The following is a 24,646-nucleotide window of genomic DNA, read 5'->3' on the forward strand; positions in this document are numbered from 1 at the left end:
TGCTCTCACTCAAAGTGAGAATGAATTATTTGATCAACTTGCATCGCAAATCGTTGTGGTTGCTCTTGATGGACGTTATGTCCAGCCCCCTCAATTTGTCGATACGCCAACCCGCTTGTCTCAGCCAGTTGGCTAAATTTTTTATCTTTTTCACCGCAGAGGTAATAAAGCGGAACCGCTTGTTGCTGCAATGCTGGCAACAGATAAGATTGCTTCGCCAATGATGTCGCAATCAGCATATCCGCCACTGCGGAACCAAGATTAGCACTTCGTTTCGCCACCAATGTTTGTCTTTGCTCATGGTTTAGTGAAGAAAAGACCAACTGTTGGTACCAATCGTTCAAAACACAGGCAAGAGGCTCAGTTTTGAAACGCTTTGCCCAGCGCGAATCGTTTTCGAATCGTGCCTGTCTGTCTGACTCGCTTTGAAGCCCGAAGTTTCCTCCTTCAACAATGGCAACACAAATATTGAGATCTGGAAAACATTGGTGAGCAAGGCCATGCATAGCAATGCGTCCACCCATTGAGTAACCAATCAAAATAAGCGGTTGTTGTGAAGGAAATAGTAAAGATAGTGTGGAATTGAGCAATTTGCAGCAATCATCTAGATCACTGCAAGAAATAGATTGGCTTTGACCATGACCAGGAAGGTCAATCGTCACACGTTCGAATTGAGGTAACGCGTTTGAGCATAGATGCCAATCCGCTCCGCTACCTAACAAGCCATGCAAAAACACCAGAGTAGGTAAAGTGCTACCTTGGCGCTTTTCCGTTGCTGAAAAGTGCTCAGAATAGAGCATGCAAATTCTTGTTGAACGATTTTAAATGCTCAACAGCTTGGTTAGACGGCGTTTGCACTTCAATCACCAATGCGCCTTGCCCTGAAGCAAAATGCTCAGAAACCAAAGATTGGTATTCTGCTAATGAGCTTGGTTGACGATACTCTAAACCAAACTGCTTCGCGGCGTGCTCAAAGTCGTAACCATGAGGCATTTGGTAGAACGACTCACGATGTTCCTGCGGCACCGGCAGTAAATCAAAAATCGCGCCGCCATCATTGTTCGTAATCACCAACACTGACGGTAACTTACTGTGCGTAAACAACGCCAGTGAGTTCAACCCATACAATGCCGAAGTATCGCCAATAAACATTAACATCGGGTTCTGGCGCGCGCGTTGCACCCCGCTTGCCGTTGCAAACAGGCCATCGATGCCTGAAGCACCACGGTTGGTAAACACTTCAGTATTGTCGAGCTTACCAAACATATCAATTAAGCGAACAAACAAGCTGTTACCCACAAACAGGTCAACACCTTGTGCGCGCTCTGCAACATCAATGGCTAATGCAATCTCGCTTAGCTCACTCTTAGGATCAGAAACAAACAAACCTTTTGCATGCTGCGTCACTTGCTTAATGTCAGTCGCAAGGTCGTCTGCCCAACCAGTATATTCCGATTCAAACTCTGTGGTACGTTCTACCCAAGAGCTCGGTTGTTCAGCCCAATGCCATTGTGGCAAGTGGCTTTGATTATCACGGTCTAAACGTGGAGAAACATACCAGTACTGAATATCTCTACCATGTTGGCTACGCGAAACATGTTTATCGAGCCAATGGTTAAAACGCTTGGAGATGATTCGGCTACCAAATTGAACCACTAAATCACAGCTATCTAACTGGCTCGCCAATCTTGGATGCTGCAACCACATATCAAAATGGGCCCAATCCGAACTCACACCACTTTGAGGATCAGCCAAAACAGGCCACCCCATTTGCTCAGCAAACGAACGTGCAGCCTGTGCTTGAGCTAAAGGCAAACTCCCAATGACCACGATACCTTTGTTGTCACCACAGCTTGGAATCGCACTGTTCGTTTTCGGGTTGAATCGTTGACAATACGTCACGCGACTTTCTTTCCAACCAGCAACCGTATCGAGGTAATCTTGGTGAGTACTTTTTTCTACGTTTGAGTATAACGGCTCAGGGAAGGCACAGTTGATGTGTACAGCACTGCCTTTTAGCCGCTGCGTGAACATCACTTCGTCCACAGAGGTCAAAAGCCAGTTGAGTGGCGTAGACAATGTCGGGCTTGGCAAATTCAGACTGTCAGAAACATGCTGTGAGAAAATACCAAGTTGATTGATGGCTTGATTTGCGCCACACCCTACCAACTCGACTGGTCTATCGGCAGTCAATACCACCAGCTTTTCACCAGTAAGTTTTGCCTCTGCAATAGCGGGCAACAGATTGGCGACGGCAGTACCAGAGGTCACGATCAATGCCACAGGCTCTCTACTGGCTTTTGCTAGCCCTAATGCCATAAAGCCCAAACCACGCTCATCAAAGTGCGTGTGAATGGTAAAATTTGGATTATCCGCCGCCTCCACCGTTAAAGGGGTAGAGCGAGAACCTGGTGCAATACAGATATGATTTACACCAAAGCGGTTTAATTCTGTCAGGATGGTTTCAGACCAAATTCGATTTAAAACAGCTTGATCAGCATTCATGATGCAACCCCAAGCGGTGGGTGGTCTGAAATAAGAGAAAGTAACGTTGACATTTTTTTATCTAACTCGGCCCATTCATGCTCTGCAATGGAACCTGGAACAATACCCGCGCCAGCAAACAGTTGAACTTGTTCTTCAAGGATCAACGCACTTCTGATTGCGACACAAAACTCTGCACGCTCATGGCTGATATAACCCATGGAGCCTGCATACCAGCCGCGTGCAAACGGCTCATGATCTAAAATAAACTGCATCGACTCTTTACGGGGCAACCCAGCAACAGCGGCTGTCGGCTGTAAAGCAGAGAGTAACTGAACGCCATTAATGCCCGTTTTAAGATCCGCATGAATATTACGCTTTAAATGCTGCACTTTTCTCAGGCGAACCAAACGAGGATCAGTTTCAACTTCAACGCTTTCTGAGTGGGGTGAAAGACGTTCAATAATGTCGTCCACCACATACTGGTTCTCATTGAGGTTCTTAGAATCTTGAGATAGCCAGTTCGCCAATTCCATATCTTGAGTCGCATTCTCGCCACGGCCTATCGTACCGGCCAATGCTTCTGTATGTAGCTCGTGTCCGATACGCGAATACAAACGCTCTGGTGTGGATCCCATAAAGCTGTGTTTACTGTCTAAGCTCAACAGAAAATGAAAACTATGATGGTTGTTGAGGTAGCTCGCTTTCAATAGCTGCGCAGCAGAAAGTGTCGAATCTAAATGAACAGTCGATTTGCGAGCCAACACCACTTTTTTAAACTCGTCATTGTCGATACCAGTGAGCACCTTCTCTACCAAATCATTCCATTGTGGCTCTGTCGGAGCGTGATCAATCGAACGGATATGAGAAGAGATTGGCGCTAAGCTAGGCACATCAGAGACCAGCTTTTTCAAGCCTGCTAATGTACGAGTTTTATCTTCTGCGATATTCACCGCAAGTGACCATTGCTGGTCAAACCGAATCAACTCAATTTGCGGAAGAAAAAAGAAGGATGGCATACAGCGACGATTTTTCTCGTGCTGACCGTCAAATGAACGACCGCCCCATACGCGTTGGCCTTCACCAAGGATCGTATAGGCAGGTCCAGGCTCGACAAAGGAGTGGAGTTGGCCTAGAGCAACAACTTCTTCACGAGTATCACGGGACTGCCAGTAAAACTTGGGAAAAAGTGGTTGTGCTTCAAGCCAGTCTATAAACGCGAAATTGGGTTTCTCGCTGAGTGGCTCGATTAAACGTGTTTGATTGCCTTCCGTTTGCTGAACTCGCTCGATAATTCTATTTACGGCTTGATGGAACTGTGACAAATCAACCTCGAAACGTGTGAGGATAAAGGATAACTGACGGCTACTCTAAGTTTAGACCCAAAGCAAATCAAGGTCGTATACGATCTTTTGCAAATTCCTGTGATACCAACAGAACAAAACTTAATCACCAAACGGATAATTTACAGATTTTTATTCTAATAAAAAACAAATTATTGTATTTTAATAAAGAAATTAACGATTTTTTAGGAATTAAGCAATGCAAAATATCGGGATGTCGTCAAAACTCGACAATGTCTGCTACGACATTAGGGGTCCTGTACTCAAACATGCTAAACGCATGGAGGAAGAGGGGCATAAAATCCTAAAGCTAAACATTGGTAACCCCGCCCCATTTGGTTTTGACGCCCCTGATGAGATTCTAGTAGATGTCATTCGTAATCTGCCAACTTCTCAAGGCTATTGTGATTCCAAAGGCATTTATTCGGCGCGTAAAGCTGTCGTGCAGCACTATCAGCGCAAAGGCATCCGATCGTTAGATGTTGAAGATGTATACGTTGGTAACGGTGTATCAGAGCTGATCGTGATGGCGATGCAAGCATTACTGAACAATGGCGACGAAATGCTGATCCCTGCGCCAGACTACCCGCTTTGGACGGCATCTGTTGCTTTGTCTGGCGGTAAACCTGTGCATTATATCTGTGATGAAGGGGCAGACTGGTACCCAGATCTTGAAGACATCAAAAAGAAAATCACGCCAAAAACCCGTGGTATTGTTCTTATCAACCCGAACAACCCAACAGGTGCGGTATACAGTCGTGATTTCCTATTAGAAGTTATCGAGATTGCGCGCCAACACAACCTGATCATCTTCGCTGATGAAATCTACGACAAAGTCCTTTACGACGGCGCGACACACACCTCGGTTGCAACGCTAACAGAAGATGTACTAGTGATGACGTTCAACGGTCTTTCAAAAGCGTATCGCGTTTGTGGTTTCCGTGGTGGTTGGATGTTCCTAACGGGTCCTAAACATCTAGCACAAGGTTACATCAATGGCTTAGAACTGCTTTCTTCGATGCGTTTATGTGCCAACGTACCAATGCAACATGCGATTCAAACCGCATTGGGTGGCTACCAGAGTATTAATGAGCTGATCTTGCCGGGTGGTCGTTTGCTTGAGCAACGTAACCGAGCTTACGAACTGATCAACCAGATCCCTGGTGTTTCGTGTGTGAAGCCGAAAGGTGCGATGTATTTGTTCCCGAAAATCGACACCAAGATGTACAACATTAAGAATGACCAACAAATGGTGCTCGACTTCTTGAAGCAAGAAAAAGTACTTCTGGTACAAGGTTCTGGCTTTAACTGGCCGAAACCGGATCACTTCCGTATTGTTACACTGCCGCACGTAGAAGATCTCGAAACCGCGATTGGCCGCTTTGAGCGTTTCCTATCAACGTATAGCCAGTAGTAATTACTGCTGATCTCTCATATGCTTAGAGGAGCTCCCAGTGAGCTCCTTTTTCGTATCAAATACCAATGTCACTTACGAACGGTTTGTGGGATCGGTACATAGGAGAGTGCAATGAAAGAAAGCCATTTTTTCGCCCACTTGGCCCGAATGAAACTCATCCAACGCTGGCCACTGATGCGCTCAGTCTCGCCAGAAAATGTCTCTGAACACAGCTTACAAGTTGCCTTCGTAGCGCATGCCCTAGCATTAATTAAAAACAAAAAATTCGGCGGTACACTAAACCCTGAACGTATCGCTATACTCGCCATGTACCATGATTCGAGTGAAGTACTCACTGGGGATCTACCGACCCCCGTTAAGTACTACAACCCTGAAATTTCTAAAGAATATAAGAAGATTGAAGCAGCGGCAGAACAAAAACTGCTCTCGATGTTACCTGAAGAGTTTCAAGATGATTTCGCACCCTACTTGCTCTCGCATTCCGCTCATGAAGAAGACGCTAAAATCGTTAAGCAAGCAGATTCTATCTGTGCGTACCTTAAATGCTTGGAAGAACTCAGTGCAGGTAACCACGAATTTGCCTTGGCAAAGAAACGCTTAGATATCACATTGCAAGAACGCAAAACACCGGAAATGGAATACTTCCTTCATACCTTTGCCCCAAGTTTTGAATTATCACTGGATGAAATTAGCTAGTTGATGGAGAGAAATGTGTCATTTGAATTAAACGCTTTATGGCAAGAACGCCATGATGATGAACATAAAATCCGCCGCGATGACCATCGTAGCCCGTATCAACGTGATCGTGCACGCATTCTGCATTCTGCAGCATTTCGACGCTTACAAGCGAAGACCCAAGTGCATGGCAACAGCTTGGAAGATTTTCACCGAACTCGACTCACCCACTCTCTAGAAGCAGCGCAGCTTGGAACAGGTATTGTTGCCCAACTAAAAAAGAAGCAACCTGAATTTCGAGATCTACTGCCGTCTGACAGCTTGATCGATTCATTGTGTCTCGCACACGACATTGGTCATCCCCCTTATGGGCATGGTGGTGAAGTCGCCTTAAACTACATGATGCGTGATCACGGCGGCTTTGAAGGCAATGCTCAAACCTTCCGTATCGTCACCAAGCTTGAACCTTATACAGAGCACTTCGGCATGAACCTATCACGTCGCGCTTTACTCGGTTTAATAAAGTACCCAGCTCTGCTTAGTCAAACACGCTCCACACGCCTACCGGACCCGGTTGAGCATCAACGCAAACTCAAAGCCAAAGATTGGAGCCCTGCCAAAGGCATTTATGATTGCGATAAGGATTTATTCGATTGGGTCATTGCGCCACTGACCGAAAACGACAAAGCACTATTAAGCCAAATGCGTTGCCGCCCTGAATCAGACTTGGAGCACTGTAAAACTCGGTTTAAGTCTTTGGACTGCTCAATCATGGAGCTAGCGGACGACATCGCCTATGGCGTACATGATTTAGAAGATGCCATTGTGCTTGGTATGGTAACTCGACAGCAGTGGCAAGAAGGGGCAGCAAGCCAGCTTGCAGATTGCGGAGACCCTTGGTTTGAAGAACACATCGGTTCCATCGGTCAAATGTTGTTTAGTGGTAAACATCATCGACGTAAAGACGCGATTGGTGGCATGGTTAACGCCCTATTGACGAGTATCTCAATCAAAGTAGTTGATGAGCCATTCAATAACCACTTACTGGCTTGGAACGCCTGTTTAGAACCTCATATGGCAAAAGCACTAGAAGTATTGAAACACTTCGTGAGCCAATATGTGATTCAAATTCATCAAGTACAGATTGTTGAATACAAAGGCCAGCAAATCATCATGGATTTATTTGAAGCGCTCAGTGCAGATCCTGAACGCTTGCTACCCAAACACACTCAAGAACTTTGGAAAGAAGCAATGGATGAGAGTGCAAAAATGCGCGTCATTGCAGATTACATCTCAGCGATGACCGACGGCCATGCACAGAAGCTACACCGTCAGTTGTTTTCTTCAATTGTCTTATAGAGAATGCTCTATAGATTCGCTACTCACCTTTCAGATAGTTCTTCTCAAATACGCCCGGAGGCATCTGGGCGATTTGAAATTCAATCATCTTCTCAAAAGCAATCAACAAAGGAGTAAGATCCTTGCTAGGTTGAAGTAACGAGAGCGCATGAAACCCCGCTTCTACCGTCGACAAGCTGTTATCAGAAGGCGCTTTACGAATCGTATAATGACCTTGTAAGTCTTCCGGTAGTTTAACCGTCTGGATAGTATGAAGGTTCGTCGACAGTTGCCACATCTTGTAGGCTTTCTTCCAAGTACCGTCGAGTAAGATTAAACGTGTTTTCTTATCGGGCACTTCTGCAACCGTCGCCAATTCTGAAAGGCACAACGATTGCTCTGAAGGGTAAAGAATGAAATGTTGGTAGGTTTCATCTTCAAGCAACGCATTCAAGGCCGCACTGTCAGAAAAGTCTTCTCCAATCAGGCAAGTACAATGATTTAGGCTCAAATTGAGAATCCGTGCCGTACCAAGAGGACGATGTTCTTCACTCGTATGCTGAAGAATGATAAGTTCAACCTCGCTTGCTAGCGGTACAATCCATTGGCAAATACAGGCTTTGCGCGATTTTCCACACTGAGAACAATAACGAGACATAGAGTGAACCTTTATACATTGCTGAGCATCATCAGCGTTATCTGTTTAATTCTTCAATTCGAACCCATGGCAAGTCTGACTGAATGGCATGCTTACAATATACGCCATGGCGAATGGTGGCGAATCGTAACAGGAAATCTCACGCATACCAACTTTGCTCATCTCGGCATGAATCTCGCTGGATTATGGGTTATTGGTTTTATCTTTCGACCGACAGCACGTAACTTCACCATCGTATTTTTGATTCTTTGTTCATTTGTCGGTGCGATGAATCTTTTTACCAATATGTCAGTTTATGTCGGGTTGTCAGGTGTATTGCATGGACTCTTTGGTTTCTGGGCGCTCAGTGAGGTTTTCGACGGCAGAAGAAGCAGTTTGGTGTTGGTGAGTGGCTTAATTGCAAAAGTCGCGTGGGAGCAATTCTACGGCCCCTCCACTAGTACTGCAGCCATGATTGGCGCACGTGTTGCGGTTGACGCTCATTTATTTGGTGCAATTGGTGGTTTAGGCATGGCTTGGTTGGAAAAGTTAATGCATCGTCGGATCTTTGGTTAAACCAGATAAGCGATCTTTGGCCTTCCTCAAATGTAAATCTGACCAAATAAAAAATCCCGAACCGGTAAAGAGGATTGGTTCGGGAAAGCAGTAATAGGAAACAGAAACTTCGCTTTTCAATGGCCAAAATGTATTTACAGCAAAATTCGCTCTTGGTTTTTCTTCACCGTTGCTTCCCCAATGCCTTTCACTTTGCTTAGGTCCGCTGCCGTTTTGAATGGACCGTGCTCTTCACGATACTCTACTATCTGTTCGGCTTTCTTCTCGCCAATACCATTAAGTAATGTCGCGATCTCTTCCGCTGAAGCGGTATTCACATTAACAGTAATCTCAATACCTTCGTATTTCGACGATTTCGACTTTGTTGTCTCACCGCCGGCCGCCCATCCCACTGGTGCCAATAGCATTAAGCACAGCGTTAACATCCATTTCATATTGAGTGCTCCTCCTGAGTTATCTTGTCAAAGTACTAACTACTCTAGATAAACCGAGCACGGCATTGAAGTGGCTTCAGATAAAAATAAAACGGGCCGCTAATGCGACCCGTTTTAGTTAACATGCAAATTACATTCGTAGTGCTTAGTTGCTCACAACAAAGTACTCGATGTCAGTGTTTGCGCGTAGTACTGCGATAACAGAAGTAAGATCTTGTTGTGAAGAAGCACGTTGCATCTGCATTGCTACTTGCTCTTCTAAAGAAGCATCTAGTTCAGCTTTCACAGCATCAAGCTCGATAACCACGATGTTACCAGCAAGGTCTTTTGACTGACCGTATACAGGCTTGTCATCAACTGGTTTCGCCATAGCAAATACTGTGCTCGCCAGTGGAGAACGACGATCTACGGTTTCTTGCTCACCAAACGTTAGATTGTTTTCAGCAAGGATAGCCGTGTTGCCTTCTTTAAGCGCCGCAACCACTTTCGTACCTAGTTCGATTGCGCCTTGCTCACCTTTAACGCGAGATAGCTCAGCAACCACTTGGTCTTTCACTTCGTCTAGAGGAAGTACGGTCTCGTCACGAGCATCTTCAACGCGAACAACAATGATGTGCTCAGGTGCGACTTCGATTGCTTCAGAGTTTAGACCATCTTCTTTCACTTCTGGGCTTAGAATCGCCTGCATTACTGCTTGGTTCTTAAGCACTTCAGGCGCATCAACTTGAGAAATGAAGTCTGTCGTTTTCACTTCTTGGCCAACCGCTTTAGAAGCGTCGTCTAGAGAGTCAGGGAATTCAAACGCCACTTTCTCTAGCTCGTTTTGTAGCTCGTAGAATTGATCAACTGCTTTTTGGTCAACCATCTCTTGTTTGATTTCAGCTGCGACTTCAGAGAAAGGCTTAGCAACAGAGTCTTTAAGCTCTTCAAGCTTGATGATGTGGTAGCCAAAGTCAGACTTCACTAGACCAGTCACGTCACCAGGGTTCTTAAGTGCGAACGCCGCTTCTTCGAATGCAGGGTCCATTACATCGCGCTCAATCCAACCTAGGTCGCCGCCGTTTTCAGCACTGCCAAAGTCGTCAGATTTTTCTTCTGCTAGCTTAGCGAAATCTGCACCACCGTTAAGTTCATCAAGAATGGCTTGTGCTTTCGCTTCGTCATCACCTTCAACTAGGATATGTGCGACGCGACGTTGCTCTTCTGAAGAGTATTTGTCTAGGTGATCATCGTAGTATTTCTTAACTTCTTCGTCAGAAACTTGGATTTGCTTTTTCAGTGCTTCAGCTGATAGTTCAATGTAAGCGACTTTTACTTGCTCTGGGCGAGTAAACATATCTGGATTTGCTTTGTAGTACTCTTGAATTTCTTCATCAGTAAGATCTACTTTTTTAGCAAACTCAGCTAAGTCGATAGTCACAGTACGAACGTCACGAGTTTGTGTGAACAGCTTACCTTCTGACTGAACTTCACCTGGTAGAGTGAACTCACTGGTTTGTAGAGCGTTAAGCAGTTGCTCACGAACCAATTCACGACGCATGTACTCTGCAAATGAATCTGGAGAGAAACCAGCACGGCGCAAAGAAGCTTGGTAGATGTCTTGGTCAAATTGGCCGTTAGACTGGAACTGAGGCATGTCTAGAATCATGCTACGTACTTGAGCATCGCTAATGCGTAGACCTAGTGCTTCAGCTTGTTGATCAAGCAACACATCGTTGATCATACGATCTAGAACTGATTTGCGGAAAGATTCAACGTATGCAGGGTCTGCTAGCAACTGAGAGAAGTTGTCACCCAATTGAGCTTGCATGCGGTTACGCTCATTTTGGTAAGCCATTTCGAACTCACCACGAGCGATCTCGGTATTACCTACTTTCGCCGCAGAGTTGTTGTTACCACCAACAATGTAGCTACCTACACCTGCAAATACGAAAGATAGAATGATAAGTCCAAGGATAATTTTGACCGCGATGCTATTCACGCCTTCGCGTAGTCGATCCATCATAATTTAACTGCTCTCCACAATTGAAGCCGACTGCTTCTAATAGAAAATGTAATGTCGCGATAATATCAGAAAAAGAAATGCGCATCAGTAGGATGCGCATAATTTAAGAAAGTTCGGCTCTTAGTTTGTAAATTTTTGTACAAATCTGACTGTTTGAACAAAAACCATGCAATGGCCGTTCGCTGAACCAGCTCTGCGTCATCGACGCAAAGAATTAGTTACAAGCGTCTTTTAGAGCTTTACCAGCTTTGAAAGAAGGTACTTTAGCTTCTGCGATTTGGATTTCTTCACCAGTTTTTGGGTTACGGCCTGTGCGTGCTGCACGAGTGCGAACGCTGAAAGTACCGAAGCCAACAAGCGCAACTTGGTCACCAGACTGAAGCGTACCACTTACTGCTTCGATGAATGCATCTAGAGCGCGACCAGCTGATGCTTTAGAGATGTCTGCGTTTTCTGCGATTTGTTCTACTAGTTGAGTTTTATTCACTGTGATTTCCCCTTTGTGTCATCTGTGATTATTTTTGTGATGACGTTTCGTTCCATAATTAAAAAATATGCCCCACCCCTTATCCTTCAAGGGCTGGAAGCTATCGAACTTAACTTAGCTTCCAAAAAAAACGCTGACAAGCCTTTTTGAGCCTATCAGCGTAAAGTTTTACTTATTTTTGCTGCACATCACTATTTTTGAGACGGAAACTCAACGCCTGTCGGGTCTTGCTCTAGTGCAACTTTAAGAACTTCGTCGATCCACTGTACAGGGATAACCTTCAGATCAGCGATAACATTTTCTGGAATCTCTTCCAAATCACGCTCATTGTCCTTCGGAATCAGTACCGTTTTGATGCCACCGCGGTGTGCCGCAAGTAACTTCTCTTTTAGGCCACCGATAGGTAAAACTTCACCGCGAAGCGTGATTTCACCCGTCATGCCCACTTCTGCTTTTACAGGATTACCCGTCAAGCTAGAAACAAGTGCAGTACACATTGCGATACCCGCACTTGGGCCATCTTTTGGTGTTGCACCTTCAGGTACGTGAACGTGGATATCTCGTTTTTCGTAGAAGTCAGAGTTAATACCCAGTTTCTCGGCACGTGAACGCACAACGGTCATCGCAGCTTGGATCGACTCTTTCATTACGTCGCCAAGTGACCCCGTTTGCGTCAGCTTACCTTTACCCGGCATTGATTCAGTTTCGATGGTCAGTAGGTCGCCGCCAACTTGTGTCCAAGCTAGACCCGTTACTTGACCGATACGGTTGCTATCGTCCGCTTTACCGAAGTCATGACGCTGAACACCTAGGTACTCTTTTAGGTTTTCCATTGTCACGGTAACTGATTTCAAGCTGCTATCAAGCAGGATGTTCTTCACTGCTTTACGACAGATCTTAGAAATCTCACGCTCTAGGCTACGCACACCCGCTTCACGCGTGTAGTAACGAATGATGCCAATGATCGCTGAGTCTTCGATAATAATTTCGCTTGGTTTCAAGCCATTACGTTGAACTTGCTTGTCAACAAGGTGACGTTTCGCGATGTTCAGCTTTTCGTCTTCTGTGTAGCCAGACAGACGAATCACTTCCATACGGTCTAACAAAGGACCAGGAATATCCATCGAGTTCGACGTTGCAACGAACATCACGTCTGATAAGTCGTAATCGACTTCTAGGTAGTGATCGTTAAACGCGTTATTTTGCTCTGGGTCTAGTACTTCAAGCAGTGCTGAAGACGGATCGCCACGCATGTCTGAAGACATTTTGTCGATCTCATCCAGAAGGAATAGTGGGTTTTTCACCCCAACTTTCGACATTTTCTGAATGAGCTTACCCGGCAATGAACCAATGTACGTACGACGGTGACCGCGAATTTCCGCTTCATCACGTACACCACCCAGTGCCATACGCGTGTATTTACGGCCCGTTGCAGCAGCAATAGAGCGGCCTAGGGATGTTTTACCAACACCAGGAGGACCAACAAGACAAAGGATAGGGCCTTTCAGTTTGTTGATACGGTTTTGTACCGCCAAGTATTCAAGAATACGCTCTTTAACACGCTCTAGACCGTAATGGTCTTCGTTTAGAATCTCCTCTGCTTTCGCAAGGTTCTTCTTAACTTTTGAACGCTTCGCCCATGGCACGCTCACCATCCAATCGATGTAGCTACGCACCACTGTCGCTTCTGCTGACATTGGAGACATCATCTTAAGCTTTTGTAGCTCTTGTTCTGTCTTTTCACGCGCTTCCTGAGGCATTTTCGATTCATCGATCTTTTGCTTCAGGGTCTCGAACTCGTCAGGAGCATCTTCCATCTCGCCAAGTTCTTTCTGAATCGCTTTCATTTGCTCATTCAGGTAGTACTCACGCTGAGATTTTTCCATCTGCTTTTTAACGCGACCACGGATGCGTTTTTCGACTTGAAGAAGATCGATTTCTGATTCCATCTGACCCATAAGGAATTCAAGACGCTCAGTCACATCAACGATTTCAAGTACTTGCTGTTTGTCCACCAGCTTTAGAGGCATGTGCGCAGCAATGGTGTCTGCAAGACGAGCTGCTTCATCAATACCATTTAGTGAGGTAAGCACCTCTGGTGGGATCTTTTTGTTTAGCTTAATAAAGCCTTCGAATTGGTTGATCGCACTGCGAACAATCACTTCTTGCTCACGCTCTTCAAGCTCAGGCGTAACCACAAACTCTGCCTCTGCTAGGAAGAACTCGCTTTCTTTAAAGTGGTTAATTTTCGCGCGCTGTTGACCTTCAACCAACACTTTAACTGTGCCGTCAGGTAGCTTAAGAAGCTGGAGAATGGTTGCAACCGTACCTACTTCAAATAGGTCATCAACCGTCGGCTCGTCAGTATCAGCTTGCTTTTGTGCCACAAGCAGAACTTGTTTGTTTGTTTCCATTGCCGTTTCTAGACAACTAATCGATTTCTCACGACCAACAAACAATGGAATAACCATGTGTGGGTAGACCACTACGTCACGTAGAGGTAATACCGGGATCTCGATACGCTCGGAACGTTCCAAGTTCATATAATTCTCTCTTCCGCTTTCACGTTTAACGTATTACTTAACGAAGTATATGGGGTCTAATTATTTGGATTCAATAAGAGAAATAAAAAAAGGAGGTAATTACTTACCTCCTTTTTATTCATGGCTGAATTTATTCTGCTCCAGCTGCCTGGCTGTCGGCGTTGCTGTAAATAAGCAGTGGTTCTGATTCACCATTAATGACTGATTCATCAATCACGACTTTACTTACGTCCGTCGCTGATGGCAGTTCATACATGGTTTCCAGCAGAACGCTTTCTAGAATTGAACGTAGACCACGAGCACCTGTCTTACGCTCCATTGCTTTCTTAGCGATAGCACGTAGTGCGTCTTCACGGAACTCAAGCTCAGCGTCCTCTAGCTCGAACAATGCTGCGTATTGCTTGGTTAGTGCGTTCTTCGGCTCACATAGGATCTGAATTAACGCTTCTTCATCTAACTCAGTTAACGTTGTCGTTACTGGTAGACGACCAATAAACTCAGGAATCAAACCGTATTTCACTAGATCTTCAGGCTCTACCTGAGTAAATAGTTCACCGACGGTTTTGGTTTCGTTCTTAGAGCGCACTTCTGCGCCAAAGCCGATACCAGTACCTGTTGCTACACGTTGCTCAATCACTTTATCTAGGCCAGCAAATGCACCGCCACAGATGAACAAGATCTTAGACGTGTCCACTTGTAGGAATTCTTGCTGTGGATGCTTACGACCACCTTGTGGTGGAACCGATGCAACCGTACCTTCAATAAGTTTTAGTAGCGCCTGCTGAACACCTTCACCAGATACGTCACGCGTAATTGATGGGTTTTCAGCTTTACGAGAAATCTTGTCAATTTCGTCAATGTATACAATGCCGCGTTCAGCCTTAGCTACATCGTAATCACATTTTTGCAGAAGCTTCTGGATGATGTTTTCAACGTCTTCACCTACGTAACCAGCTTCGGTTAGTGTGGTAGCGTCAGCCATTGTAAATGGCACATCCAAGAATCGAGCTAGCGTCTCAGCAAGCAGTGTTTTACCACTACCCGTTGGACCAATTAGAAGGATGTTACTCTTACCAAGCTCCACACCTTCGCTCGTTGTATCACCATTGCGTAAACGCTTGTAGTGGTTATATACCGCAACTGCGAGCACTTTTTTCGCGTAATCTTGTCCGATCACATAGTCATCAAGGTGTTCACGGATCTGTTTTGGCGTTGGTAACGCCTCAGATTCTTTCTTAGGGAGAACATCCTTGATTTCTTCGCGAATGATATCGTTACATAAGTCGACACACTCGTCGCAAATGTAAACTGACGGACCTGCGATTAGCTTGCGAACTTCGTGCTGACTTTTGCCACAGAAAGAGCAGTACAGCAATTTGCCGCTGCCACTTTCTTTGCTTTTATCTGTCATTCGCTAACCTCTTAGCCTTTACTCTTTATGAATTGAGTGTATATCAAATTTAGCCAAAATGCGCTGGCTAAATTACTCGCCGCGATGGCTCAACACTGCATCCACAATACCGTATTCTACTGCCTGATCTGCCGACATGAAGTTATCACGATCAGTATCACGTTCAATCACTTCAAGAGGCTGACCAGTATGCTCTGCCAATAGGTTATTTAGCTTCTGCTTGATAGTCAGGATTTCCTGAGCATGGATTTGGATATCAGAAGCTTGACCTTGGAAACCACCAAGTGGTTGGTGGATCATCACACGTGAATTAGGCAGAACGTAACGCTTACCTGGCGCACCACCTGCAAGCAGGAACGCACCCATTGAGCAAGCTTGACCCATACATACTGTACTCACATTTGGCTTGATGAACTGCATAGTGTCGTAAATAGACATACCCGCAGTCACGCTGCCGCCTGGAGAGTTGATGTATAGGAAAATATCTTTATCTGGATTTTCAGATTCTAGGAAAAGTAGCTGAGCCACGACAAGGTTTGCCATGTGGTCTTCCACTTGACCGGTTAAAAAGATCACGCGCTCTTTAAGCAAACGTGAGTAAATGTCGTAAGAGCGTTCGCCGCGGGAAGTTTGTTCAACCACCATTGGCACTAGCGCGTCAATAATTGGCGACATTGCATTTTTTTCTTGGTAGCTCATATTCTTATGTCCCTAAAATAAATGGCCCGGATGATGACTATCATACGGACCATTGTTAGCAGAATAGTCGACGTTAAGTCAACCTTCTACGCAAGATATTGCTTATTAAGCAGCAGGTTGTTGTTGGTTAAGTAGCTCGTTGAAGCTTACTTCTTTCTCAGTAACCTGTGCTTTAGCGATGATCGCGTCGATTGCTTGCTCTTCTAGAGCAACGTTACGCATGTTGTTCATCATTTGCTCGTTTTGCTCGTAGTAAGCAATAACTTCTGTTGGATCTTCGTAAGCTGTTGCCATCTCTTCGATAAGAGACTTCACTTTCTCGTCGTCAGCTTTTAGCTCTTCAGACTTGATTACTTCACCTAGTAGAAGACCAACAACTACGCGACGCTTAGCTTGCTCTTCGAACAGTTCACGTGGAAGCTGTGCAGCTGCTTCTGGGTTACCACCGAAGCGTTGTGCAGCTTGTTGACGTAGAACTTGGATTTCTTGGTCGATAAGTGCAGCTGGTACGTCGATTTCGTTTTGCTCAACTAGGCCGTCGATAGCTTGCTCTTTGATGCGGTTCTTAATAGCTTGCTTAAGTTCGCGCTCCATGTTCTTACGAACTTCAGCTTTAAGTGCGTCAACGCCACCTTCAGCAACACCGAACTTAGAAACGAATTCGTCGTTTAGTTCTGGTAGTTCGCGAGCTTCAACTTTGTTCACTTTGATTGCGAACTTAGCAGCTTTACCTTTTAGGTTTTCAGCGTGGTAATCTTCTGGGAAGTTTACGTCGATCTCGAATTCCATACCTTTAGTTTTACCTTCGATACCGTCTTCGAAACCTGGGATCATGCGACCTGCGCCCATCTCTAGTGGGAAGTTCTCAGCTTTACCGCCTTCGAACTCTTCACCATCGATAGAACCAACGAAGTCGATGCTTACACGCTTACCAGCTTCAGCAGCTTCTTCTACTTCAGCCCAAGTAGCTTGTTGCTTACGTAGAGTTTCGATCATCTCTTCTACGTCTGCATCGTTAACTTCAGTTGTTGGTTTTTCAACTGTGATGCTGTCTAGGCCTTTTAGCTCAACTTCTGGGTAAACTTCGAAAGTTGCAGCGAAAACTAGGTCAGCGCCTTCGTTGTTTTCAACTGGTGCGAAAGTTGGAGCGCCTGCTGGGTTGATTTTCTCTTTTACGATCGCTTCGATGAAGTGGCGTTGCATAACTTCACCAAGAACGTCTTGACGTACTGCTTTGCCGTACATCTTAGCAACCATTTTTAGAGGCACTTTACCTTTACGGAAACCATCGAAACGACGGTTTTTAGCGATGTTGCGTAGTTCAGCTGTTACAGCGTCTTCGATGTTTGCAGCTGGAACAGTAATGTTTAGACGGCGCTCTAGGCCCTCTAGCGTTTCAACAGTAACTTGCATTATATATAAACCTCTAAAGTGGCTCGGTCTTCCCGAGCTTATGAGCGAGACTCTGTGAGTTCACGCTTCATCCTTGTGTAGTGTTCTGTCCGAACACCTAAGTTAAAACCGAGTATCGATGCTGGAAACCAACACCAGACTAATCAGTGATATCCTCCGCAAACGCAAAAGGTATCTCCTATTAGCCTCAGGACAGAATTTTTAGACGCGACATTCTAGCGATCTGTCGCAATCCTGTCGAGCCAATAGCCACTATGTGGACATTGTCTGCGCTAAATTCTCGAATACGGGCTCAATTTTTGCGAAAAATGCCCTTTTAGCATCGCTTCGCCTTAGCCAGCATATCTAGAATGGGGACAATAGCGACTTTTTCAAGAGAATCGACTGCTTTTTTTATTGAAAAGCCTAAAAAGAGATCTTGCTCTTGTTTTACTCCACAGAGTTGAAAACTAAATCCCTATTCATCACTACAAACTATTAACATTTTCTTACGTCACCAAAGGAAGGGGCAAGGAGCGTAATGATGTCGCAGAAAAACCGTATTCTACTGATTTTTTTTGCCTTCTATTTACTTTGCGCTTTCATCGGTGGGCATTGGGTTTGGAGTCACAGCTACCAATCTTTGCTCGAAAAACACCAGTCTCAGCTGGAACGTTTTTCCAGTCATATCCAAAACAAATTAGACAAATACGCGCACATTCCCCATTTACTATCTAAAGATGAACCTTTGGTACAAGCACTACTAACCCCGAATAACAGTGCGCAGCTCGAAATCACCAATCGCTATCTAGAATCGGTTAATCACGTGATTGAAGCGGCAGACACCTATTTGATCGACAAATGGGGGACGACGATCGCCGCCAGTAATTGGCGCAAAGAGCGTTCATTTGTCGGGCGCAACTTCGCTTTTCGCCCTTATTTCAAGCAAGCCATTGTCGGTGAGAGAAGTGAATATTACGCCCTCGGCTCCACTTCGGGTAAACGCGGCTATTACTATTCCTACCCTATCGTCTATGCCGGTGGCGTAATTGGTGTCGTGGTGGTCAAAATGGATTTGAACAAGATAGAAGACAATTGGCAGCAGCCTAAAAGTGTTTTCGTCGCCAGTGACCCAAATGGCATAGTGTTTATGAGCAGCCGTAACGACTGGTTGTTCAAAAGCCTACAATCACTTGATGAAATAAAAGAAGCCGAAGTTCGGGCAAGCCGACAGTATTTAGACACTCAAATTGAGTCACTTGGTTTTGTCGGTGACATGTTGCCGAAACATTCTGAGGTAAAGCAGGGCTACCCTTACAATAAAGGAACCTTGGTGATCTCTTCCCTCCCCCTTGACGAACTCAAACTGACGATCCGGGTACTCTCGCCTAAGCAAACGGTGGTTTGGTTCACCATGGGCTATTTGCTCGTTTTGACTCTAGCTTTTACCGTTTTATTCCTTCTAGGCCAACTGGTTTATCACCGCCAGCAGCGCCATCGTCAACTTGATCGAATTCAGCAAGAAGCCAATCAGAAACTTGAATATCAAGTCATGGCGCGTACCGCTGAGCTGCAAGCCGAAGTTGCCCAGCGTACCGAAACCGAGCAGACCTTACGCTTGACGCAAGATGAGTTGATACAAGCCGCAAAACTGGCGGTACTTGGGCAAATGTCAGCAAGCATCAGCCATGAGCTTAATAACCCGCTCGCCGCCATTCGCAGTTTTGCTGAGAACGGGAAGCTATTTCTTCAAAAAGAAAAATGGGAACGAGTTGAAGATAACCTCACCCGCATTTCCGCACTCACCGACCGAATGGCAAACATCAGCCAACAATTGCGTTCTTTTGCCAAGAAAACCAGTGGGAGTGAACTACTTCAAACCCGCCTATTACCCGTCGTTGCGTCGGCACAAGAGTTGATGAAGCCCGCGTTCAAATCGGCGCGAGTGACATTAGAAACGAATGTTCCAGAGCATGATATCGATGTGTACATCAATACTATCCAGCTTGAGCAAGTATTAGTAAATCTGCTAACCAACGCGATTGAAGCAATGAAAGCCCAAGAGCAGAAACGAGTGGCGTTGTCTGTGGAACGTGATGAGACAACGAAAACTGTCTGGGTTCATGTCGATGACAACGGCTCAGGTTTGGGTGCATCCACACTTTCAGAATTGTGCGAACCGTTTTTGACCACCAAACAAAACGGTTTGGGGTTAGGGCTTTCAATCTCCCAACAAATCTTAGCCGGGATGAACGGTAAATTGAGTGCTCAGAATAGAGAACAAGGTGGGGCTCGATTCTCACTCTGTTTACCTATTGTTTCACCACACGCCAAACCATAGAAGGATGAGACCATGTGTCAGGTATTTTTTATTGATGACGAAGCCGATCTCAGACTGGCGATAGAACAAACCTTCGAACTTGCCGATATTGACGCAAAGTTTTTCTCCGATGCAGAATCGGCTTTAATTGCGATGCAGCAAGGCGAAGAAGCTGGCGTCGTTGTCACTGATATCTGTTTGCCGGGCATTTCCGGAATGGATTTGCTGACCACACTCACTCAGCGCGATGCAAACCTCCCCGTCATCATGATCACCGGACATGGCGATATATCCATGGCAGTACAAGCTCTCCATCAGGGCGCTTACGATTTTATCGAGAAACCTTTTGCGCCAGAGCATCTAGTAGAAACCGTTAAGCGGGCAATCGAGAAGCGCAAGCTCACCAACGAAAATGAAAAACTGCGCCAATCACTCAAAGCCAGCAAAACCCTTGGGCCAAGAATTATCGGCGAAACTCCTAGCATCCAAATGCTGCGCGAAACCATCAGTCACATCGCGGATACGAACGCCGATATTTTACTATTTGGCGAAACAGGAACAGGCAAAGAACTGATTGCTCGTTCGCTGCATGAGCAAAGTGCTCGCCGCAATCAAAACTTTGTCGCAGTAAATTGCGGCGCAGTACCGGAAAACCTAATTGAGAGCGAGTTGTACGGTCACGAAAAAGGCGCGTTTACTGGCGCAGAAACCCGTCGTATCGGCAAGTTTGAATTTGCTCAGGGCGGCACACTGTTTTTAGATGAAATCGAATCTATGCCGATTCAGGCACAAATTCGATTACTACGTGTTCTTCAAGAAAGAGTGATTGAACGAGTAGGATCAAATGAATTACTGCCATTGGACATCAGAGTCATTGCCGCAACCAAAGTCGACTTAAAGCAAGCCGCTGAAGAAGGCTACTTTAGACAAGATCTGTATTATCGTCTCAATGTAGTCACGCTCGACTTACCACCCATGCGCGAACGAAAAGAGGACATTCCTACGCTGTTCCACCACTTTCTGTTAGTCGCTGCATCACGTTATGGTAAAACCTCACCTAGCCTTTCGTCGCAAGATCTCGCTCAATTAATTGCCCATGATTGGCCCGGTAATGTTCGTGAACTGCGCAACGCAGCCGAACGCTTTGTCTTACTGGGTAAGCTGATACAACTCGGAGAGACACCCTCTCACCCAACAACGGCATCAAGCCTTGCAGAACAAGTGGCAGAATTTGAGAAAGCGGCAATAGAGAGTGTTTTACTAGAAAGCCGCGGCAGTATTAAGCAAACCATGGAACAATTGAATGTGCCTCGAAAAACCCTGTATGACAAAATGCAACGCTATCAGATAGATAAAGATCTATATAAATAAAACGCAGTTTGCGGTTTGTTGTTATATCCAACTTGAATCATACTTTTTATAACAACGAAAAGATGGCTCATACGGATATGACAGAAAAAATTAAAATACCGGTGATCACTGATACAGTAATGGTCGACGGGCATTATCAAGAAGAAAGGCGTTCTGGCGAAGATAGGCGCAAAAACAAAAAGAAGTGGCTTGGCTACGAGCGGAGGATCAAACCCGATCCGAGAAGACCATCCTATAAATCCATAAACGAAGAGGTGTGAACAGTCACACCTCTTCGTTTATGGCTAAAAACCATTACTTAGTGATGATTTCTGGTCCCATCAGCGTGGTTGGTAGCCAAGTCGAAACCCAAGGTACATACGTTACGATAATGAGGAATAAGAACATCACCGCCACCCAAGGCAAAGCCGCTTTCACCACGTTCATCATCGACATTTTCGCTACCCCGGCGGTTACAAACAAATTAAGCCCCACAGGTGGCGTTATCATGCCTATCTCCATATTCACCACCATCATAATACCAAGGTGAATAGGGTCGATACCTAGTGCGATTGCAATTGGAAAAACCAAAGGTGCGACGATAATCAACAACCCTGAAGGCTCCATAAACTGACCGCCAATCAGCAGCAACACGTTGACCACAATTAAGAAGGTGATCGGGCCGAGCCCCGCAGACAGCATAGATTCAGTGATCATTTGCGGGATGCGTTCTTCTGTCAGTACATGTTTAAGAATCAAAGCATTGGCAATGATGAACAACAGCATGATGGTCAGTTTGCCGGCTTCATAGAGCGTGTGCTTGGTGTCTTTATGGACAAACGTTTGGAAGATCTTTACCAACGCTGGTTTGGTATTATGTTTATCCGCAAATGGTCCCATGTCTTTATAGATAAAGTTGGCAATCAAAAACGAATAAACTGCTGCCACCGCCGCAGCTTCTGTTGGTGTGAAGATACCACCGTAAATACCACCAAGAATGATCACCACCAACAACAATCCCCAACTGGCGTCTTTGGCGGCAGCGAAAGTTTCCTTCCAACCAACAAAAGGTTGTTTGGGTAAGTTCTTAATCCTCGCGGCGATGTAGATAGCAATCATCAACATCACACCCGCAAGCAAGCCCGGTATCACACCGCCAAGAAACATACGCCCCACCGATACATCCGTCGCAGCGGCATACACAACCATCACAATTGAAGGTGGAATCAAAATGCCCAATGTCCCCGCATTACAGATAACACCCGCCGCAAACTCCTTCGAGTAGCCGTTTTTGATCATACCGGCGATAACGATGCTACCAATCGCGACTACCGTTGCTGGAGATGACCCCGAAAGCGCGGCAAACATCATACACGCCACAACCGACGCCATCGCTAAGCCACCACGGAACCAGCCGACAATGGCGATCGCGAAGCGGATAATACGTTTGGCTACACCACCGGTAGACATAAAGCTTGAGGCTAAAATAAAGAAGGGAATCGCTAAAAGGGTGTAGTGACCAGCAAACGCATTAAACAGAGTTTGAGCAACAGAGGCCAAAGACGCATCCGAGTGCATCAATAAGAACAGAATACTAGAAAGGCCCAGCGAGACAGCAATTGGCACACCAATCAGCATGAAGCCAATCACCATCAAGAATAAAAACAGAATATCCATGGTTTATTGCTCCTTGCGATCTGATGAAGAGGAACTATTTGGAATGGCATCCGCCGCTTCACTCAGCTCTTCCTTTAACGCTTCTAACTCTTCTTCCGCTTCATGACCTGCAATTAGACGGTCGAGTTTACCTGTCGCAATTTGCCATGTAATTTGTACAAAACGGAACGTCAGCAGCGCCATACCAAGTGGCAGCGCAAAGTAAGGAATAAATCTTGGTAGCTTTTCGTAGCGTTCACCTTCATTAAGCCAATCGGCCAAGAATTGAAACATCTCTGGCATTGGAATGTCATCGGTCTCATACCATGCACGCTCCGTCGCAAATGGGTACCAGTAATTCCAAGAACCAATCAGTAGTAGAACCGAAAACGCTAGGCAGCAAACAGCGGCAAGCAACGCGAGTATTTTACGTTTAGGCTCAGAAACCATATTGATGATGACATCGACACCAATGTGAAAATGTTTCTTTACGCCATAAGACGCACCAACCAACACCATCCATGCGAACATGAATACGGTCAGCTCCAGCGCCCAAAGTATATTGTCGTTAAAGACATAGCGAAAAATCACATTGGCAAACGTCAGCAACGTCATTGCACCGAGAAAAAATGCAATCAGCGTTTCTTCTAAGGCGTCAGTGATTCGCCCTGCCTTGGCAAAAAAAGTCTGTTCCATAATTACATCACATCATTATTGGGAGAAAAGGGCCCTCTTCCTCAAAACGCTGAGTACATGAGGGCCAATCGTAGTGCTCGTGTAATATTTATTGTTGGTTAGACGCTATTGCGGCATCAATAAGATCGGTACCGATGTCTTTCTCAAACTTTTTCCACACAGGTTGAAGTGCAGTCACCCATTCTTGGCGTTGCTCAGGCGTTAGAGTTCGAACTACCCCACCCGCTTCAATGATGTTGTTCTTATTCGCAAGGTTAACTTGTGTCGATTCTGCATTGCGCTGAGTCGTTACCTCTTGAATGATGGTATTGAGCTGCTCGCGTTGATCATCTGGGAGTTTTTTCCAGAAGTCGTTTGACGTTACAACAAGGTAATCCAGAATGCCGTGGTTGGTTTCAGTGATGCCATCTTGTACTTCGAAGAACTTCTTACCGTAAATGTTCGACCACGTATTTTCTTGACCATCTATAACTTTGGTTTGAAGACCGCCGTACACTTCTTTAAATGACATTTTTTGCGGGTTCGCACCAAGTTGCTCGAACTGAGCGACCAAAACGTCGGATGCTTGCACGCGGAACTTCAGCCCCTCGGCATCGCTTGGCAGCATTAATGGCTTGTTGGCAGACATCTGCTTCATACCGTTGTGCCAGAAAGCGAGACCTTGTAAGCCACGACGCTTCATCGCGTTCTTTAGCTTCTCGCCAGATTCTGAGTTTTGGAAACGGTCAACAGCCGCCACATCTTCGAATAGAAAAGGAAGGTCAAAGATGCGGTACTTTTTGGTGAATTTCTCAAACTTTGAAAGAGAAGGGGCAGCGAGTTGAACATCACCATTAAGGAGCGCTTCAAGCACCTTGTTATCATCGTACAGTGTCGAGTTAGGGAAAACCTGCATACAGACTTTGCCGTTCATCTCTTCGTTCACGCGCTTTTCTAGCAGCGAAGCTGCAATGCCTTTCGGGTGTTTATCAGTGTTAGTTACGTGGCTGAACTTGATGACGGTTTCACCAGGGTCACAATTTGCGGCAGCGTTAAAACTAGTGACAGCAAGAGCAGAGACAGACAGAAGGGTTAGAGGTTTAAACATTATTATTCTCCTTGTTGAATCACATCCCATCCTTTCCATGAGTACCTAAATGGGTAGAGGGTGATGGGTACGGATGTTCAACAAGGGGCAAGTTGC

21 protein-coding genes are annotated in these 24,646 nt (G+C 45.5%); 7 read left to right on the forward strand and 14 right to left on the reverse strand.

The features are described 5' to 3' along the window. Positions 1 to 5: 5 nt before the first annotated feature. From menH to C1S73_RS05825, 3 genes are read right to left on the reverse strand one after another with little or no spacing between them, the layout of a single operon-like run. Complete coding sequence (gene menH, locus C1S73_RS05815) at positions 6 to 800, reverse strand: 2-succinyl-6-hydroxy-2,4-cyclohexadiene-1-carboxylate synthase (RefSeq protein WP_038865542.1); 795 nt, start codon at positions 798 to 800, stop codon at positions 6 to 8. After that, positions 787 to 2,505 (reverse strand): 2-succinyl-5-enolpyruvyl-6-hydroxy-3-cyclohexene-1-carboxylic-acid synthase, encoded by a 1,719-nt coding sequence (menD, locus tag C1S73_RS05820; protein WP_038865543.1) that lies wholly within the window; start codon positions 2,503 to 2,505, stop codon positions 787 to 789. Before menD ends, menH begins: the two co-directional genes overlap by 14 nt. After that, the gene (locus C1S73_RS05825) at positions 2,502 to 3,809 is read right to left on the reverse strand and encodes an isochorismate synthase (RefSeq protein ID WP_038865544.1); all 1,308 of its coding nucleotides are present in this window, start codon (positions 3,807 to 3,809) and stop codon (positions 2,502 to 2,504) included. The genes menD and C1S73_RS05825 overlap by 4 nt, the downstream gene beginning before the upstream one ends. Positions 3,810 to 4,026: 217 nt before the next feature. On the opposite strand from C1S73_RS05825, the gene C1S73_RS05830 reads away from it, so the two are divergent. From C1S73_RS05830 to C1S73_RS05840, 3 genes are all read left to right on the forward strand, one after another. Further along, a complete protein-coding gene (locus C1S73_RS05830) occupies positions 4,027 to 5,241 on the forward strand; it encodes a pyridoxal phosphate-dependent aminotransferase (RefSeq protein WP_005437583.1) in 1,215 nt (404 codons plus the stop codon). 114 nt (positions 5,242 to 5,355) lie between these two features. Next, positions 5,356 to 5,940 carry a 5'-deoxynucleotidase gene (gene yfbR / locus C1S73_RS05835; RefSeq protein WP_038865545.1) on the forward strand — a complete coding sequence of 195 codons (585 nt, stop codon included), beginning with the start codon at positions 5,356 to 5,358 and terminating at the stop codon, positions 5,938 to 5,940. 3 nt (positions 5,941 to 5,943) lie between these two features. Then, complete coding sequence (locus C1S73_RS05840) at positions 5,944 to 7,278, forward strand: anti-phage deoxyguanosine triphosphatase (protein ID WP_042602167.1); 1,335 nt, start codon at positions 5,944 to 5,946, stop codon at positions 7,276 to 7,278. Between the two features lie 19 nt (positions 7,279 to 7,297). On the opposite strand, the gene C1S73_RS05845 is transcribed toward C1S73_RS05840, so the two are convergent. Further along, positions 7,298 to 7,915 carry a tRNA-uridine aminocarboxypropyltransferase gene (locus C1S73_RS05845; RefSeq protein WP_038865547.1) on the reverse strand — a complete coding sequence of 206 codons (618 nt, stop codon included), beginning with the start codon at positions 7,913 to 7,915 and terminating at the stop codon, positions 7,298 to 7,300. Between the two features lie 3 nt (positions 7,916 to 7,918). Between C1S73_RS05845 and rrtA the strand changes: the two genes are divergently transcribed. Beyond that, positions 7,919 to 8,470, forward strand: coding sequence for a rhombosortase (rrtA, locus tag C1S73_RS05850; RefSeq protein ID WP_038865549.1), 552 nt, complete (start codon positions 7,919 to 7,921; stop codon positions 8,468 to 8,470). A gap of 134 nt (positions 8,471 to 8,604) precedes the next feature. Here the strand turns inward: rrtA and C1S73_RS05855 are convergent, their stop codons facing one another. The 7 genes from C1S73_RS05855 to tig form a co-directional block, all read right to left on the reverse strand. Beyond that, on the reverse strand, positions 8,605 to 8,904 hold the full coding sequence (locus tag C1S73_RS05855; protein WP_038865551.1) for a ComEA family DNA-binding protein: 300 nt from the start codon (positions 8,902 to 8,904) through the stop codon (positions 8,605 to 8,607). A 145-nt stretch (positions 8,905 to 9,049) separates the two neighbouring features. Continuing rightward, positions 9,050 to 10,909 carry a peptidylprolyl isomerase gene (gene ppiD, locus C1S73_RS05860; RefSeq protein WP_038865553.1) on the reverse strand — a complete coding sequence of 620 codons (1,860 nt, stop codon included), beginning with the start codon at positions 10,907 to 10,909 and terminating at the stop codon, positions 9,050 to 9,052. A 214-nt stretch (positions 10,910 to 11,123) separates the two neighbouring features. Further along, complete coding sequence (locus tag C1S73_RS05865) at positions 11,124 to 11,396, reverse strand: HU family DNA-binding protein (protein WP_005430934.1); 273 nt, start codon at positions 11,394 to 11,396, stop codon at positions 11,124 to 11,126. A gap of 191 nt (positions 11,397 to 11,587) precedes the next feature. After that, a complete protein-coding gene (gene lon / locus C1S73_RS05870) occupies positions 11,588 to 13,939 on the reverse strand; it encodes an endopeptidase La (protein ID WP_038865555.1) in 2,352 nt (783 codons plus the stop codon). Positions 13,940 to 14,069: 130 nt separating this feature from the next. Next, the gene (gene clpX / locus C1S73_RS05875; RefSeq protein WP_038865557.1) at positions 14,070 to 15,350 is read right to left on the reverse strand and encodes an ATP-dependent protease ATP-binding subunit ClpX; all 1,281 of its coding nucleotides are present in this window, start codon (positions 15,348 to 15,350) and stop codon (positions 14,070 to 14,072) included. A gap of 72 nt (positions 15,351 to 15,422) precedes the next feature. Continuing rightward, a complete protein-coding gene (gene clpP, locus C1S73_RS05880) occupies positions 15,423 to 16,049 on the reverse strand; it encodes an ATP-dependent Clp endopeptidase proteolytic subunit ClpP (protein WP_005430931.1) in 627 nt (208 codons plus the stop codon). Positions 16,050 to 16,154: 105 nt separating this feature from the next. Further along, positions 16,155 to 17,462: a trigger factor gene (gene tig / locus C1S73_RS05885; RefSeq protein WP_038865559.1), complete on the reverse strand. Its 1,308-nt coding sequence runs from the start codon at positions 17,460 to 17,462 to the stop codon at positions 16,155 to 16,157. 523 nt (positions 17,463 to 17,985) lie between these two features. Here tig and C1S73_RS05890 point away from each other — a divergent pair. From C1S73_RS05890 to C1S73_RS28105, 3 genes are all read left to right on the forward strand, one after another. After that, a complete protein-coding gene (locus C1S73_RS05890) occupies positions 17,986 to 19,782 on the forward strand; it encodes a sensor histidine kinase (RefSeq protein WP_038865562.1) in 1,797 nt (598 codons plus the stop codon). Positions 19,783 to 19,794: 12 nt separating this feature from the next. Beyond that, positions 19,795 to 21,132, forward strand: coding sequence for a sigma-54-dependent transcriptional regulator (locus tag C1S73_RS05895; protein WP_038865563.1), 1,338 nt, complete (start codon positions 19,795 to 19,797; stop codon positions 21,130 to 21,132). A 77-nt stretch (positions 21,133 to 21,209) separates the two neighbouring features. Further along, positions 21,210 to 21,392, forward strand: coding sequence for a hypothetical protein (locus C1S73_RS28105; RefSeq protein ID WP_038865757.1), 183 nt, complete (start codon positions 21,210 to 21,212; stop codon positions 21,390 to 21,392). Between the two features lie 34 nt (positions 21,393 to 21,426). Here the strand turns inward: C1S73_RS28105 and C1S73_RS05905 are convergent, their stop codons facing one another. The 3 genes from C1S73_RS05905 to C1S73_RS05915 all read right to left on the reverse strand — a co-directional run bounded on the left by C1S73_RS05905 (position 21,427) and on the right by C1S73_RS05915 (position 24,550). After that, positions 21,427 to 22,788 carry a TRAP transporter large permease gene (locus tag C1S73_RS05905; RefSeq protein WP_038865565.1) on the reverse strand — a complete coding sequence of 454 codons (1,362 nt, stop codon included), beginning with the start codon at positions 22,786 to 22,788 and terminating at the stop codon, positions 21,427 to 21,429. A gap of 3 nt (positions 22,789 to 22,791) precedes the next feature. Continuing rightward, positions 22,792 to 23,463: a TRAP transporter small permease gene (locus C1S73_RS05910; RefSeq protein WP_038865567.1), complete on the reverse strand. Its 672-nt coding sequence runs from the start codon at positions 23,461 to 23,463 to the stop codon at positions 22,792 to 22,794. 88 nt (positions 23,464 to 23,551) lie between these two features. Next, positions 23,552 to 24,550 carry a TRAP transporter substrate-binding protein gene (locus C1S73_RS05915; protein WP_038865570.1) on the reverse strand — a complete coding sequence of 333 codons (999 nt, stop codon included), beginning with the start codon at positions 24,548 to 24,550 and terminating at the stop codon, positions 23,552 to 23,554. Positions 24,551 to 24,646 lie beyond the last annotated feature (96 nt).

The sequence above is a fragment of the Vibrio jasicida 090810c genome (genome assembly GCF_002887615.1).
Taxonomy (GTDB): Bacteria; Pseudomonadota; Gammaproteobacteria; order Enterobacterales; family Vibrionaceae; genus Vibrio; species Vibrio jasicida.

Coding starts and splice junctions, on each gene's coding strand:
- menH (WP_038865542.1), bottom strand. CDS start 800: ATGCTCTATTCTGAGCACTTTTCAGCAACGGAAAAGCGCCAAGGTAGC.
- menD (WP_038865543.1), bottom strand. CDS start 2,505: ATGAATGCTGATCAAGCTGTTTTAAATCGAATTTGGTCTGAAACCATC.
- C1S73_RS05830 (WP_005437583.1), top strand. CDS start 4,027: ATGCAAAATATCGGGATGTCGTCAAAACTCGACAATGTCTGCTACGAC.
- yfbR (WP_038865545.1), top strand. CDS start 5,356: ATGAAAGAAAGCCATTTTTTCGCCCACTTGGCCCGAATGAAACTCATC.
- C1S73_RS05840 (WP_042602167.1), top strand. CDS start 5,944: ATGGAGAGAAATGTGTCATTTGAATTAAACGCTTTATGGCAAGAACGC.
- C1S73_RS05845 (WP_038865547.1), bottom strand. CDS start 7,915: ATGTCTCGTTATTGTTCTCAGTGTGGAAAATCGCGCAAAGCCTGTATT.
- C1S73_RS05855 (WP_038865551.1), bottom strand. CDS start 8,904: ATGAAATGGATGTTAACGCTGTGCTTAATGCTATTGGCACCAGTGGGA.
- ppiD (WP_038865553.1), bottom strand. CDS start 10,909: ATGATGGATCGACTACGCGAAGGCGTGAATAGCATCGCGGTCAAAATT.
- lon (WP_038865555.1), bottom strand. CDS start 13,939: ATGAACTTGGAACGTTCCGAGCGTATCGAGATCCCGGTATTACCTCTA.
- clpX (WP_038865557.1), bottom strand. CDS start 15,350: ATGACAGATAAAAGCAAAGAAAGTGGCAGCGGCAAATTGCTGTACTGC.
- clpP (WP_005430931.1), bottom strand. CDS start 16,049: ATGAGCTACCAAGAAAAAAATGCAATGTCGCCAATTATTGACGCGCTA.
- tig (WP_038865559.1), bottom strand. CDS start 17,462: ATGCAAGTTACTGTTGAAACGCTAGAGGGCCTAGAGCGCCGTCTAAAC.
- C1S73_RS05890 (WP_038865562.1), top strand. CDS start 17,986: ATGTCGCAGAAAAACCGTATTCTACTGATTTTTTTTGCCTTCTATTTA.
- C1S73_RS05895 (WP_038865563.1), top strand. CDS start 19,795: ATGTGTCAGGTATTTTTTATTGATGACGAAGCCGATCTCAGACTGGCG.
- C1S73_RS28105 (WP_038865757.1), top strand. CDS start 21,210: ATGACAGAAAAAATTAAAATACCGGTGATCACTGATACAGTAATGGTC.
- C1S73_RS05905 (WP_038865565.1), bottom strand. CDS start 22,788: ATGGATATTCTGTTTTTATTCTTGATGGTGATTGGCTTCATGCTGATT.
- C1S73_RS05910 (WP_038865567.1), bottom strand. CDS start 23,463: ATGGAACAGACTTTTTTTGCCAAGGCAGGGCGAATCACTGACGCCTTA.
- C1S73_RS05915 (WP_038865570.1), bottom strand. CDS start 24,550: ATGTTTAAACCTCTAACCCTTCTGTCTGTCTCTGCTCTTGCTGTCACT.